Annotated in this window: 8 protein-coding genes; 4 read left to right on the forward strand and 4 right to left on the reverse strand. The window is 69.9% G+C overall.

Features of this window, described 5'->3' with window-relative positions; translation table 11 throughout:
• Positions 1 to 8 precede the first annotated feature (8 nt).
• The 4 genes from ABZ464_RS26010 to ABZ464_RS26025 all read right to left on the reverse strand — a co-directional run bounded on the left by ABZ464_RS26010 (position 9) and on the right by ABZ464_RS26025 (position 7863).
• A complete protein-coding gene (locus ABZ464_RS26010; RefSeq protein WP_359280224.1) occupies positions 9 to 1775 on the reverse strand; it encodes a carboxylesterase family protein in 1767 nt (588 codons plus the stop codon).
• A 93-nt stretch (positions 1776 to 1868) separates the two neighbouring features.
• Positions 1869 to 3125 carry an alginate lyase family protein gene (locus ABZ464_RS26015; protein WP_359280226.1) on the reverse strand — a complete coding sequence of 419 codons (1257 nt, stop codon included), beginning with the start codon at positions 3123 to 3125 and terminating at the stop codon, positions 1869 to 1871.
• 44 nt (positions 3126 to 3169) lie between these two features.
• Positions 3170 to 6340 carry an alginate lyase family protein gene (locus tag ABZ464_RS26020; protein WP_359280228.1) on the reverse strand — a complete coding sequence of 1057 codons (3171 nt, stop codon included), beginning with the start codon at positions 6338 to 6340 and terminating at the stop codon, positions 3170 to 3172.
• Positions 6337 to 7863, reverse strand: coding sequence for a glycosyl hydrolase family 28 protein (locus ABZ464_RS26025; RefSeq protein WP_359280230.1), 1527 nt, complete (start codon positions 7861 to 7863; stop codon positions 6337 to 6339). Before ABZ464_RS26025 ends, ABZ464_RS26020 begins: the two co-directional genes overlap by 4 nt.
• A 761-nt stretch (positions 7864 to 8624) precedes the next feature.
• Between ABZ464_RS26025 and ABZ464_RS26030 the strand changes: the two genes are divergently transcribed.
• The 4 genes from ABZ464_RS26030 (at position 8625) to ABZ464_RS26045 (ending at position 13382) form a co-directional block, all read left to right on the forward strand.
• Complete coding sequence (locus tag ABZ464_RS26030) at positions 8625 to 9638, forward strand: hydroxyacid dehydrogenase (RefSeq protein ID WP_359280231.1); 1014 nt, start codon at positions 8625 to 8627, stop codon at positions 9636 to 9638.
• A 611-nt stretch (positions 9639 to 10249) separates the two neighbouring features.
• Entirely contained in the window at positions 10250 to 11581 is a 1332-nt protein-coding gene (locus ABZ464_RS26035; protein WP_359280233.1) for an extracellular solute-binding protein, read from the forward strand.
• Positions 11582 to 11592: 11 nt separating this feature from the next.
• Positions 11593 to 12477 (forward strand): sugar ABC transporter permease, encoded by an 885-nt coding sequence (locus ABZ464_RS26040; protein ID WP_359280235.1) that lies wholly within the window; start codon positions 11593 to 11595, stop codon positions 12475 to 12477.
• Entirely contained in the window at positions 12477 to 13382 is a 906-nt protein-coding gene (locus ABZ464_RS26045; protein WP_359280236.1) for a carbohydrate ABC transporter permease, read from the forward strand. The genes ABZ464_RS26040 and ABZ464_RS26045 overlap by 1 nt, the downstream gene beginning before the upstream one ends.
• Positions 13383 to 13392: the final 10 nt, after the last annotated feature.

The raw sequence follows: 13392 nt of genomic DNA on the forward strand, positions 1-13392 counted from the left end.
CGGCGGGGTCAGTCGCGCTGGGCCCCGCCGGCCCGGCGCAGTCGGCGTACGGCCGACTTGAGTTCCGTGGCGCGGATGATCCGGCCGCCGGGGAGGGGGGCCGGGGGCGTGGTCGCGGGGGTGGCGGGGGTGGGGGTGCGGGTGGGGGGCTGGGGCGGGGTGGGGTCGGCGGGGGCGGTCCACAGAGCGAGCTCGCGGTCCCGGAGACCGTAGGCGGTATACGATCCGCAGTCGCCTGCATACGAGATGTCGTCGCCTGTCGGCTGCACACGGTCGCGGGTCCACTGCACGCGGTCGCCCGGATACAGCACACCCGACGCCGCCCCCGCACGCGCGCCCGCCCCCTCCCCGAACACCCGCACCGGATGCCGTTCGTCCCACGCCTCCCACCCGGGATCGCCCGTCGCCACGAACCGCACCCACGCCGAGTGCATCGCGTCGGCCAGTTCCTGGGGGGCGTCCTCCCCGGCGAGTTTCGCGGACTCGGGTGTGTGGCCGGTGTCGAAGACGAAGCCGAGTTCGAGGGCGTGGCAGGCGCCGAGGCCGGGGCGGAGGGAGGGCCAGGCGAACTCGTAGACGTACGACGTTCCGGGGCGGGCGTCGGCCAGGCGGTGCAGGGGCCGGCGCAGCAGGTGGTCGGTGACCATCTGGCCGACGATCTCGGCGGTGCCGGTCTCGGGGTGCAGGGTGCGGTAGCCGCGCGGCACCTCGTGGCCGCAGTGGCAGCGGGCCATGGCTCCGGCGAGGGCGACGGCGCCGAGCCGGTCGACGCGTTCCAGGAGGCCGCCGGGGACGAGCCAGAGCCGGTACTCGTCGCGGGTCCAGCCGAGGAGGAGGTCGGCTCCGGGGGCCGCTTCGCCGTCGACGAGGGCCTGGAGCGGGTCGCGCGGGACGAGGTCACCGTCGACGACGATGCCGAAGGCGGGGCCGCCGAGGACGGGGCTGCTGAGCTTGCCGACGTCGGCCTGGGTGCGCAGCAGCAGGTCGCGGTCGACGGCGGCGAAGGCCTCGGCGGTGGCGGGGATCTTCAGCCGGGTGGCCATCCGGCGCACCATACGGCGTACCTTGTCGCGTTCGGAGGCTTCCGGCGGTCCGCTCTGCAGGACGGCCCGCCGGAACAGTCCCCGGGCCTGCGGGGTGGCGATGAGCGCGCCGATGCTGATGGCGCCGGCGGACTGTCCGGCCAGGGTGACCCTGTCGGGGTCGCCGCCGAAGGCCCTGATGGACCGGTGGACCCACTGCAGGGCGGCGAGCTGGTCGCGCAGACCGGGGTTGGCGGGGGCGTCCGGGAACAGTCCGTAGCCCTCGACGCCGAGCCGGTAGTTGATGGAGACGAAGACGATGCCGTCGCGGGCGAAGTGCTGCCCGTCGTACACCGGCACGGCGGAGGACCCCCTGGTCAGCGCGCCGCCGTGCAGCCACACCAGGACGGGGAGGCGGGCGCCGGGGCCCGGGTCGGGGGTCCAGACGTTGAGGTTGAGGCAGTCGTCGCCGGGCACGACCGGGTCGGACAGGTACTGCGCGAAGGCTTCCGAGTACGGCGGTTTCGGCGGTGTCGGGCCGAAGGCGCCCGCGTCGCGGATCCCGTCCCAGGGCTCGGGCGGCTCGGGCGGCCGGAAGCGGCGGGGCCCGAACGGGGGTGCCGCGTAGGGGATGCCCCGGAACACTGAGATGCCCTGCTCGCGGCGTCCGCGGACGGCCCCGTAGGGGGTTCCGACGACCGGGTCGGGGTCCTGCCGGTCCTCGGCCGCGGGGTTCGTCCGGTCTGCCGCCATCTGCCCACCAGCCCCTTCGCCACGCTCGTGCACCGGTAGTACCAGAGCACCACACCCGTGCGGGGTATTCCGGTGCACGAGCCTGTGACAGGGCTATTTGGCGTACATGAGGGTGCCGAAACCGAGCTGGTCGTAACCACCGCTGGTGGACCCGTAGTCCCCGCCGCCGCCCTCGGGGGCGACGGAGAAGCACATCTCGGAGATGTACTTGTCGTCCAGGTGGAGGCGCCGGTTGTAGTGGTAGTGGAGCATCGCCCAGACGGGGCGGGTCTGGCCTCGGGAGGTGGCGGAGATCGCGGTCTGGGACTGCTGGGCGCAGTTCTGTCCGCTGCCCCAGGTGTAGGTCGTGAAGGGTACGTCACCGCCGAGGTTGTACTTGGCGACGTACTGGGCGGCCTTCATGAAGCGCCGGCTGTCGTAGGAGTACAGGTCGTCGCCCTGGTTCCAGGCCATCTCGCAGATCGCGCCCATCTGCCCCATGCCCATGACGGTGTGTCCCTGGTCGCGGCCGGACTCCTGCCACTGGCCGAGCGCGTAGCCGGCGTCGTCGGTGTACAGGTACGGCACGGCGTGCGCGAACGAACCGTTGCCGGCGCCCGACTTGACGTAGGTGACGGCCTGGTCGTACTTGGCGGAGTCCTCGTTGAGGATGCCGATGGCCAGGATCGAGGCCGTGTTGCACAGGTCCCAGTTGGCCCAGTAGTTGGTGATGCAGGCGTCGTTGTGGTTGTTCAGGAAGCTGGTGTTGAGCGGGTAGAAGACGGATTCCATCATGCTCTGGAACGCGCCGAGGTCGAAGTCGTCGTAGTCCCGCATGAGTTCGGCGGCGTTGGCGAACTGCCAGCCGTAGATGCCGGCGGCGAGGAACCGGTCGGCGTTTCCGGTGACCGAAGTCAGCGTCGTCGCCCAGGCGTTGAGGATGTTCGCGGCGCAGCGCGCGTTGGCCTCGGTGCCGCCGACACGCCAGCGCAGGGCGTTCTGGTGGGCGGCGGCGATGTCGTTGTAGAGGAGTCCGTAGTTCTCGCCGGTGCCGCCGCGGACGATGGTGGCCGTGGCGCGGGGCGTCCAGGTGGACTGGGAGTGGGAGTTGGCGGTCAGTCTGTTCCAGCCGGACAGCCAGGGGTCGGTGCCGGCGGCGACCCTGACCTTGGCCCGGTTGATGTCGCCCGCGTTGTGCAGCATGCCCGGGTGGGTGAAGGCGGCCGGCGCGGCGTCGGCGGTGCCGGCCGCCGAGGCGGCCCCCGCGCCGAGGGCGAGGGCCGCGGTGAGACCGCCGGCGGTCTTCAGCAGACCGCGGCGGCTCACATCGCCCGGATCGTGGTGCGGGTGGTGGGGGGAGGTGCGGCTCATGGGTGTGGGCTCCCGTCGTGGGGGGATCCGTGGGGGATCCCGTTCTAGGGCGAGGTGACGATCACCTCGCCGAACCGTGCGGTGCCGAGGGCCGTCTGGTTGCGGGAGCAGACCACCAGGCCCACGTGGTAGGGGGCGTCACCGAAGGTGGGGACCGTTCCCTCGGCGAGGGGGGTCCAGGTGACGCCGTCGTCGGTGGAGACGGAGGCGGCGAAGGCGGTCCCGGTGCGCTTCAGCCGCAGGAGGAGGGGGAGTTGGACGGTGGTCGTCCCGGAGAAGACCGAGGCGCCGGCCACCGTCGGCCGCAGCATGAGCTGCGCGCTGCCGCCGCCGGTGACGATCACTCCGGCCGCCTGGTCGAACGGCGACGGGGACTTGGTCATCAGCAGCCCGATCCGGTCGGCGCTGGCGCCTTCACGGGAGAGCAGCCGGGCGGTGATCTCACTGTCGCCGGTGACGGTCCGGTGGACGAACTGGCCCGTCATGCCTTGGGAGTTGACGTTGAGGTCGACACCCGCGCCGTTGACGACGAAGGTGCCGTCGTCGTAGGTGGCGCTGCCGGGGGTGAGGACGGCGACGACGCCGAGGGTGCCGTAGTCGCGGCGGTCGAGGACGAGGTCGCCGAGGTCGCCGTTCGTCCACGGCTCGGGGAGGGCGTGTGCGCGGTTCTCGTCGGCCGTCGACGTGTCCGAGGGGCCGGCCACGGTCGGGGCGACGGCCTCCACCGCTTCCGAACACGGCCCTCGCCCACCGCAGTTGGTCTTGGCCACGGTGTAGCGGTACGTCGTGCCGGGTGTGCCGGTCGGGTCGGTGTACCGGACGCGGGTGCCGAAGCCGACCGGGCCGACGGCGGTGGCGAGGGTGCGGTACGGGCCGTGGGGGTGGGAGGCGCGCAGGACGGTGTAGCGGGCGGAGAGGTCGGGGTCGGTCCAGGTCAGGCGGACGCCGTCGGTGTCGGGTGCGGCGCGCAGGTCGGTGGCGGTGCGGGTGGGGCGAGGGGTGCGCCAGATGTCTCCGGCGGGGCCGGTCACGCTGACGTTGTCGAAGGCGCCGGTGCCGGTCTCGGCGTAGTCCTGGTCGATGCCGAGGGAGGAGGTGAGGGCGAGACCGGCGTATGCGATGTGCGGCATACCGTCGACCTCGGTCGTACCGACGACAGTCCACCGTATACCGTCTGCCGAGATCGATCCGGTGAACCGTCGCCCCTTCCGGGTCACCCGCACCCAGTACGGGGCCCGCAGCCGGTACCCGTCCCCGGCGCCCTCGACGTACGGCGCTTCGAGCGGTGTCGCCGACTCGGGCAGCGCGCCGAGATTCGAGATCGGGAACGAGGCCCTGGTGGTGATCGCCTCCTGCTGGGACGGGGGCACGGGTGTGCTGCCGGTGGCCGAGGTCTGCGCGCCGGCCGACGGGCGTACGGTCCACACGCCGCTCCAGGTGTGCAGGGGCAGCCCCTGGATGAGCATCGAGGCGTGGGGGGCGTCGGCGTCGAGGGAGGCGCGGAGGGTGACGCCGATTTTGGAGTACTGGGAGCCGAGCGGCCAGACGATCCGGGCGGTGACCGTGCCGTCGCCGCGCAGGGGCAGGTGGGCGAGGCGGTAGGTGTCGGCCGTACCGGATGCCTCCAGCACGAACCGCTCGCCGTCGAAAGCGGCCGCTCCGGGGATGCGCACCGCGCCGGTGTCGGCGGTCGCCCAGGGCGAGGGCAGCCCGGCGACCGCCGAGGCGATCGCCGACGTCGCGCTCTGGCCAAGGGAGTTGGAGGCAGTGACCGTGTAGTGGTACGTCCGTCCCGCGCGGACGTGGGTGTCGGTGTATGCGGGATCCGTGATCCCGGTGGCGAGTTCCTTGTAGGGGCCGGCCGGGTCGTCGGAACGCAGAAGGGTGTATGCGGTGGCCCAGGCGGACGGCAGCCACGCCACAGCAACCGCTTTCCCCTCCCCCACCGCGGTCACGCCCGCCGGCGCGGTCGGGGCGGTGGGCGCGGGGGCCGTGGCCCCGGCGCAGGTGAGGGTGCCGAAGCCGGGCATGTCGTCGTTGCTGCCCTCGATGACTCGGGTCCCGCCGGTGCCACGGAAGACGGCGGCCTCGGTGTACGGGGTGTCGAGGCCGCGGACTCCGGCGTAGTGGGCGTAGTACATCTCGTAGATCGGGGGGAGGGTGCCGCGGGCGGTCGCGGAGACGGTGGTCTTGATGTACTTGCCGGTGCGGTCCAGGTCGGGGGTGAAGCCGACGTCGCCGCCGAGGTTGTAGCGGGCTGCGTACTCCGCGCCCGCGAGGATGCGGTTGCCGTCGAAGCCCCACAGGTCGACGCCCTGGTTCCAGGCGACCTGGGCGGCGTCGCCCATGAGGCCGACGGCGAGTTGTTCGTGGCCCTGGTCGCGGCCGGATTCCTGGCCCTGGCCGCCGGGGGTGACGACGCGGTGGAGGACGCTGCCGTTCCCGGTGCCGGCGGCGGCGTAGCGCAGGGCGTCCTCGAAGAGGGTGCGTTCCTCGCAGAAGACGGCGATGGCGAGGATGGACTGGATGGCCGTGAGGTCCCAGTTGCCGTTGGCGTACAGCATGTAGCCGGAGATCGCCGGATACCAGACGTCGAGGAAGGAGCGTACGCAGCGGGCGATGTCGGAGTCGCTCCAGCCGTCGTAGCCGGTGTGACGCAGGAGTTCGGCGGCGTTGGCGAGCTTGAAGGCCTGCAGGCCGGCGCCGAGCGGGCCGTCGGCGCCGGTGACCACGGTGAGGGAGGCGGACCAGGCGTTGAGGATGTCGCGGGCCTTGTCGGCGTGGGCGCGTTCCCTGGTGAGGGCCCAGACGAGGGCGTTCTGGTAGGCGGCGGCACAGTCGGCGACGGCCTGGTTCTGGTAGTTGGCGGGTCCGCGGCCCCAGGAGGTGATCTGGCCGGTGTTCTGGATGGTGTATGCAGTCTTCGAGCGACTGTGTGCGGTCAGCGCGAGGAAGCCGTCGTAGACGGGCGACTGTCCACCGTCGACCGCCGACTTCATCCGCGCCAGATCGGCGGCACTGTGCAACAGCCCAGGGTGGGCGAAGGCGAACGCCGCCCCACCGTCCAGCCCATCTCCCACCCCCTCCCCCGTCCCGTCCTCCCCCGTCCCGTCCTCCGCCGCCCGGGCCGCGGGCACGAACAAGGTGCCGGCGCCCCCGGCGAGCAGCAGCGCCGTGGAGGACTTCAGCAGGCCGCGACGGCTGATCGGGCTCACAGTGCGGCCGCCTCGGCCTCGGCGGTCGTGAGGAACCTCAGGTTCGTCACATGCTCGTTGGAGAACCACTGGATGGAGTCGGTGGTGTAGTACCAGCTGGGTTTCCTCATCGAGTCGGCGATGACGACGCCGTTGATCACCAGGTTCTCGAAGGTGACGTTCTTGATGGCGTGGTCGGCGTCGTAGCCGAGGAAGAGCGATGGGTTGGCGTGGGTGCCGGTGTAGGTGAGGTTCTTGATGTAGACGTCCTCGATACCGCGGCCGACCGAGGTGTTGTACTTCGTGTTGTACATGACCTTCATGTAGATGACCTGGCCCCAGCGGAAGTCCTCGATCCGTACGTCCTCGATGCGGACGTTCCTGATCAGGTTGGAGTCGCCGGGGTTGAGGGCGATGCAGCCCTGGTAGTTCATCTGGGGTTCGCGGTGGTCGAGGATGTCGATGTTCTTGATGAGCAGGTTCTCGATCACCTCGGGGGCGTCGGTGTTGCCGTGGGTGCCGATGTTGACCGGGTGGGCGACGTCGGCCCACAGGGTGCAGTTCTGGACGGTGATGTCGCGGGTGTCGCCGTAGTAGTCCCAGCGGTGGCCGTAGATGGCGATGCAGTCGTCGGAGTTGCGCAGGAAGCAGCCGTCGAGGACGACGTCGCTGGAGGAGAAGATGTCGATGCCGTCGCCGTTGCCCTTGGAACTGAAGCCGCGGACCTTCTTCATCCGGACGTTCCGGGCCTCGCCGAGGGTGGTGATGTAGTTGCCCGGGTTCATGATGATGACGTCCTCGACCCGGATGTTGCGGCTGCCCTCGCACAGCACGCCCTGACCGGGGCTCGCCCAGATCATGCCGTGCCCCTTGAGCGCGGCCTTCTCCACGTCCTTGAAGAGGACCGTCGCCTTGAGGACGGCGCCGCCGGCGAGATAGACGGTCTTGCCGCTGGGGACGGTGAGGGTGCCGCCGGGGACGGTCTGCACGCCGGGGCCGAAGTAGATGACGTCCGGGTCGTCGGCGGCGCACGGGTGGTGTTCGACGTGGTTGGTGATGAGGTGCAGACAGTCGAAGATCTCGTCGTTGATCTGGACGACCAGGTCCTTCGGCTCGTCGAGGGTGAACACCAGGGTGTCGCCGCCGAGTTCGGGCGTGATGCCGTACGAGTCCGGTCTCACCCGCGCCTTGGTGGTGCCGCCCTTGAGGTACGTCACCTCGATCTCCACGGAGCCCTGGAAGTCGAAGTACACCATCGAGGAGGTGTAGACCTTGCCCGAGCCGGTGGTCGGATTGATCTCCTCGAGCTGCGGCCGGTAGACGTCGAGGGTCTGCCACGCGCCGTCGGGAGCGGTGCGGACGCGGACCTTGAAGCTGGTGTTGGTGGGCACGGCGGCGGGGCGGGGGTAGGTGAGCAGCTTCGGGGCGGAGTGGTCGTCGTCCGCGTGCGCCGCCGTGGCCGTCAGGCCGCCGGACAGTCCGGCGGCGAGCGCGGTGGCGCCGGCGGCCTGAAGGGCGGTACGGCGGGACAGGGGCGTGTTCATGCGTGACTCCTTGCGGCGGGGCAGGGGGAGGGCTGGTCCCGAACGAACGGCAGGAAACGGTTACCCGGTTGGGCAGAGGGGCTGCTGGAGCCGGGTTGTCGACCACCCGGCAAAGGGAAGGATCGGCGGGATCGGCACGGCGTACGTCGGGGCGACGGTCTCGTCCGAACCGCCGACACTCGTTGGGACGATGCACAGGGACAACGGATGGCAACCGGTTGCCATGAGCGAATGGCCAGAGCTTGTTCCGCTCTCCGAGAGGCGTCAAGAGTCCTCACAGACTTTCGAAAACCCTGTGCACGGCGCGCCGACGACCCCACCTTGCTCTTCATGCACCCGGCCCCCTCACCGCACAAGCCCCTGAACTGCGCACACTCGGAGATCGAGGCGGATCGAGACCCTCGGCCGACACCCTTCAGCCGGCCCGCCACGCCCGTATCGGACCGGCACCACTTTCGAAGGTGTCGCCGCGATCGGGTCACGGCCGCACGGCTCACCCCCCCGGCGACCACCCCCCGCCGTCCGCACCCCCTCAGCTCCGGTCCGCCGAGCACCGGAAACAGCTTCTCCACGCCCGCACACAAGCGGCGCAGACGTCCTTCCCCGACCGTCAACAACCGCTCCGAAAGCGCCCCTTACTGCAGAAACAGCCCGAAAGATTTCCGGCAGAGTGATCAGTCAGACCGATTGACCATGCCTCCAGGACGGACCTACGGTAGAAGCGCTTCCAGAAAACGTTTCCTACGCACCTCAGGAGAGTCATGCCCAGCGCCCAGCTGCCCAGGGCCGTGTTCGCCATGGATCCGGTGCATCTCCCCCTGCTGTTCCCCGCCCCGCTCCTGGCCCGGCTGCAGCGGACGGCCGAGATCGACCCGGCCCTCGTCGTACGGGACTTCGCCGACCCGGCCGCCGCGTCGGCGCTGGCCGGTGCCGATGTGCTGATCACCGGCTGGGGCTGCCCCCACCTCGACGCGGAGGCACTCACCGCGGTGCCCCGGCTGCGCTCGGTCCTGCACGCCGCGGGCTCCGTGCGCTCACTGGTCGGCGAGGCCCTGTGGAAGCGCGGGGTGACGGTCTCCAGCGCGGTCACCGGGAACGCCGTACCGGTCGCCGAATACACGCTCGCGATGATCCTGCTCGCGGGGAAGGACGCCTTCGTCCACCGTGAGCGCTACCGCCGCACCCACGCCCAGCCCACCCCCGCCGAGACGGCCGCCACCGGCAACCTCGGCCGCCGGATCGGCGTCATCGGCGCCTCCCGGGTGGGCCGCAGACTGCTCGAACTGCTGCGCCCGTACGACCTCGAGATCCTCCTGCACGACCCGTACGTGGACGTGGCCGAGGCCGCCGAGCTCGGCGCCCGGCTCGTCTCCCTGGAGGACCTGCTGCGGCACAGCGACATCGTCAGCCTGCACGCACCCGACATCCCCGAGACGCATCACATGCTGGACCGCTCACGCCTCGCCCTGGTCCGCGACGGCGGCGTGCTGATCAACACCTCCCGCGGCGCCCTCGTCGACCACGCGGCGCTCACCGACGAACTGGTCTCCGGCCGGCTGCACGCGGTCCTGGACGTCACCGACCCCGAGCCGCTGCCCGCCGACTCGCCCCTGTACCGCCTGCCCAACGTCTTCCTCACCCCCCACATCGCGGGCTCCCTCGGCAATGAGCTGGAGCGGCTCGGGCTCATCGTGGTGGAAGAGTTGGAGCGCCTGGCCGGCGACCTGCCACTGGCCCACGAGGTACGCCACGCGGACCTGACCCGGGTGGCCTGACCCGGGCCCGCACCTCTGTCCGCGCCTACTCCCGCCCCACCCCACCCCCGTTCCCACCCCACCCCACCCCGGCACGGACCGGCACCGGCACCGGCACCGGCACCCGCACGGGAGCGCGCACGCACGCCCCCTGGCAGCGGCCCGGGCGGGCGGGCGTGCCCGCAGTCGCCAAAGGCTGGTCGGCGGCCGCGGGGTGCCCTCGGCGAGCACCCGAGAGCGCCCGCCCCCGGCGTCACGGCCGCACGCCTCAGCACCGGTCAGGACAGTCTCGTAAACCATGCCCGCAAGGCCGGGCGCACCTCGCGCGGAACTCAGCGAACGCCTCCGAAGCCGTAAACGATTTCCCCCCTATGACCTGCATAGATGCCACACCCGTTCCCCCTTTCGACAACTTTTTCCCGCACGCCTCTTGATAAGCCCGGACCGTAGCCCCTACGGTCCTCAGCAACCGGTTTCTACGTTCCTCGCCCTCCCGCTTCGGCCGAACCCCCACGAGCGCGAGCCGCTGCCGCAGCCCATGTGCCGGCCGCCGTTCCCGGCCGGTACCGAGCCGCCCGAGCCGCCGTTCTCGGCTCTTCCGAGACGCCTACTTCCCGAAGGATCACGGTCAGATGAACTCCACCAGCCCCCGGAGAAGGTTCGCCCACGCCGCCGTCGCGGGTCTCGCGCTGACAGGTCTGCTCACCGCCTGCGGCGGTTCCGGCGACGGGGACTCCTCGGCGTCCGGCCCGGTCACCCTCCCCTTCTGGGGCTGGGCGAACGGCCAGGAGACGATCGTCAAGATGTTCAACGCGTCCCACAAGGACATCCAGCTGAAGTACACGAAGGTCACCGACCAGCTGACCATGCAGAAGCAGCTCGCGAACGCCGTCAAGGCGAAGAACGCGCCCTGTCTGCTGCAGAACACCGCCGAGTACGTGACGAGTTGGGTCTCCCAGGGGGCACTGGCCGACATCAGCGAGTACGTCGGCTCCAGCAAGGACGAGTTCCTGCCCGGGGCCTGGGCGGGCGCCCAGGTGCAGGGCAAGGTCTACGGCGTGCCCACCAGCGCGGCGCCGGCCTTCACCATCTACCGCACCGACATCTTCAAGAAGTACGGTCTGGAGCCGCCGGCCACCTGGGACGACTTCGTCGCCGCGGGCAAGGTGCTGAAGAAGCACGGCATCCACATCACCAACTACGCCGGTGAGGACCCGAGCACCCTGGAGGTGCTCGCCATGCAGGCCGGCGCGCACTGGTACGCCATCGACGGCACCTCCTGGAAGGTGGACTTCCAGGACGCGGGCAGCCTGAAGGCCGCCGACGTGATCCAGCAGGTCATCGACAACGACCTCAACTCGAAGCTGTCGTTCGCCGACTACGCCGCCCTGCAGCGCAACTACGACGACGCCGGCACCGTCACCCGGCAGATCTCCACCTGGCAGATGGGCGGCATGGTGAACAGCTTCACCAAGTCCTTCGGCCAGTGGGCGCTGTCGCCGTGGCCGACGTACAAGGGCGAGGCGGCCAAGACGCCCGCGGGCACCAACCAGAGTGCCAACATCAACCTGGTCACCTCGCAGTGCAAGTACAAGAAGCAGGCCGCCGAGGCGGCGCTGTGGCTGTCCACGAACAAGGGGGCGGTGGACAGCATGGCGAACCCGGAGACCGGCAGCGGTGTGATGCCGGGCCTGACCGACAGCGCCGGCTACGTCGACAAGGCGATCTCCGAGAAGCTGCTCGGAGACAACTACGAGCCCGCCAAGAAGATCGTCACGGACAGCCTGGGCACCGTCACCACCGACTGGACCTTCGGCCCCGACTGGACCGCGATGTTCACCGAGCTGCAGGCGCAGTGGGGCAAGGTGGTCGCCAAGCAGCAGAAGGTCACCGATCTGCTCGCGCACATGCAGGAGTGGACGGTCGACGACCTGAAGTCCCGCGGCATCAGCGTCAAGGGCTGAGGCGCCGACCGATGATTCGCTCACTGCGCTGGAAGGGTGCCGCGTTCACGGTGCCCTTCCAGCTCGGCTTCGTGTTCCTGTATCTGGTCCCGATCGGCTACGCCGTGTACCAGTCGCTGTACCGGACCCAGCAGTCCGGGCTCGGCCTCGGCGGCTCCACGGACGAGTTCGCCGGCCTGGCGAACTACCGGCAGGGGCTGACCGATGCGGCGTTCCTCGGCTCGATCCTGCGGGTGGTGCTGTTCGCCTGCGTGCAGATCCCGCTGATGCTGCTGATCAGTCTGGTGCTGGCGCTGCTGCTCGACACACTCGCGTCCCGTGCGGCGAGCCGCTTCCGGATCATGCTGCTGGTTCCCTACATGATCCCCGGCGTGGTCGCCGCGATCGTGTGGATCAACCTCTACAGCCCCGAGGTCGGCCCGCTGACCGCGCTGGGCAGGGCGCTCGGGTTCGACTGGAACTTCTTCGCCCCGTCGATGGTGTGGCCGTCGATCGGCAATCTGCTGACCTGGCACGGCATCGGCTACAACATGGTGATCATCTACTCCGCGTTGCAGGCCGTGCCCCGCGAGCTGTTCGAGGCCGCCCGGCTGGACGGCGCGAGCGAGGTCCGCATCGCGCGCAGCGTCAAGGTGCCGTATGTGCGCGGGGCGTTGGTCCTGACCGGTCTGCTCTCCATCATCCAGATGCTGCAGATCTTCAACGAGCCCGCGCTGTTCCGGAACGTGACCCCGCAGACGGTGAACGACAGCTTCACCCCCATCATGATCATCTACAACCAGGCGTTCAACGCGAGCAACTACCACTACGCCGCCGCCCTGTCCGTCCTGCTGGCCCTGATCCTGGGCGTCGCCTCCTTCCTCTTCTACCGGCTCACTTCGAGGGAGGCCGACTGATGACGCTCACCGAAGACCGTCCGAGGACGCGTACCGTGCGCAGGTTCACCCGTCCCGACCCGGCCTCCCGCGGCAGGGGCGGCCAGCGGTTCGTCCTGATCGGCCTGGTGCTGGCCAGTGTCTACAGCCTGTTTCCCGTCTACTGGCTGATCATCGCCGCGACGAAGGACCGCATCGGGCTCTACCAGAGCAACGGCCTGTGGTTCTCCGGCTGGCACCTGTGGGACAACCTGCATCAGCTGTTCACGTACGAGGACGGCATCTTCCTGCGCTGGACCGCCAACTCCCTGCTCTACGCCGGTGTCGGCTCCCTCGGCGGCACGGTCATCGCGCTCGCCACCGGCTACGGCCTCGCCCGCTTCGACTTCCCGGGCCGCAACCTGGTCTTCGCGTGTGTGGTGGGTTCCTTCCTGATCCCGCTCGCGCTGCTCACGCTGCCGCTCTATCTGCTGTTCTCGGCGATCGGCATGGTCGACACCCCGTGGGCGATGCTGGTCCCCTGTCTGATCAACCCGTTCAGCGTCTATCTCGCCAAGGTCTACACCGAGGCGACGATCCCCTACGAGCTCCTGGAGGCGGCCCGGCTCGACGGCGCCGGCGAACTGCGCATCTTCTGCAGCATCGTGATGCGGATGATGACCACGGGCGGCGCCACGGTGTTCCTGCTGGCCTTCGTGAACACCTGGAACGCCTTCTTCCTCCCGCTGACCGTCCTGCGCGGCGAGGAGAACTGGACCCTGAACCTGGGCCTGTACAACTGGAGCGGCAAGCGTATGGAGTCCGGTGTCGATCTGACGGGGCTGGTGCTGACCGGGGCCCTGCTGTCGATCGTGCCGATGGCCGTCGTGATGGTGGCGATGCGGCGGTACTGGCGGACCGGAGTGACTCTGGGGGCGCTGAAGTGACGGCGATGGA

The organism is Streptomyces sp. NPDC005820 (genome assembly GCF_040630255.1).
Taxonomy (GTDB): Bacteria; Actinomycetota; Actinomycetes; order Streptomycetales; family Streptomycetaceae; genus Streptomyces.

Excerpts from the sequence above, each read along its gene's own strand:
- ABZ464_RS26025 (WP_359280230.1), bottom strand. The coding sequence starts at position 7,863 with ATGAACACGCCCCTGTCCCGCCGTACCGCCCTTCAGGCCGCCGGCGCC.
- ABZ464_RS26030 (WP_359280231.1), top strand. The coding sequence starts at position 8,625 with ATGCCCAGCGCCCAGCTGCCCAGGGCCGTGTTCGCCATGGATCCGGTG.
- ABZ464_RS26040 (WP_359280235.1), top strand. The coding sequence starts at position 11,593 with ATGATTCGCTCACTGCGCTGGAAGGGTGCCGCGTTCACGGTGCCCTTC.
- ABZ464_RS26010 (WP_359280224.1), bottom strand. The coding sequence starts at position 1,775 with ATGGCGGCAGACCGGACGAACCCCGCGGCCGAGGACCGGCAGGACCCC.
- ABZ464_RS26035 (WP_359280233.1), top strand. The coding sequence starts at position 10,250 with ATGAACTCCACCAGCCCCCGGAGAAGGTTCGCCCACGCCGCCGTCGCG.
- ABZ464_RS26015 (WP_359280226.1), bottom strand. The coding sequence starts at position 3,125 with ATGAGCCGCACCTCCCCCCACCACCCGCACCACGATCCGGGCGATGTG.
- ABZ464_RS26045 (WP_359280236.1), top strand. The coding sequence starts at position 12,477 with ATGACGCTCACCGAAGACCGTCCGAGGACGCGTACCGTGCGCAGGTTC.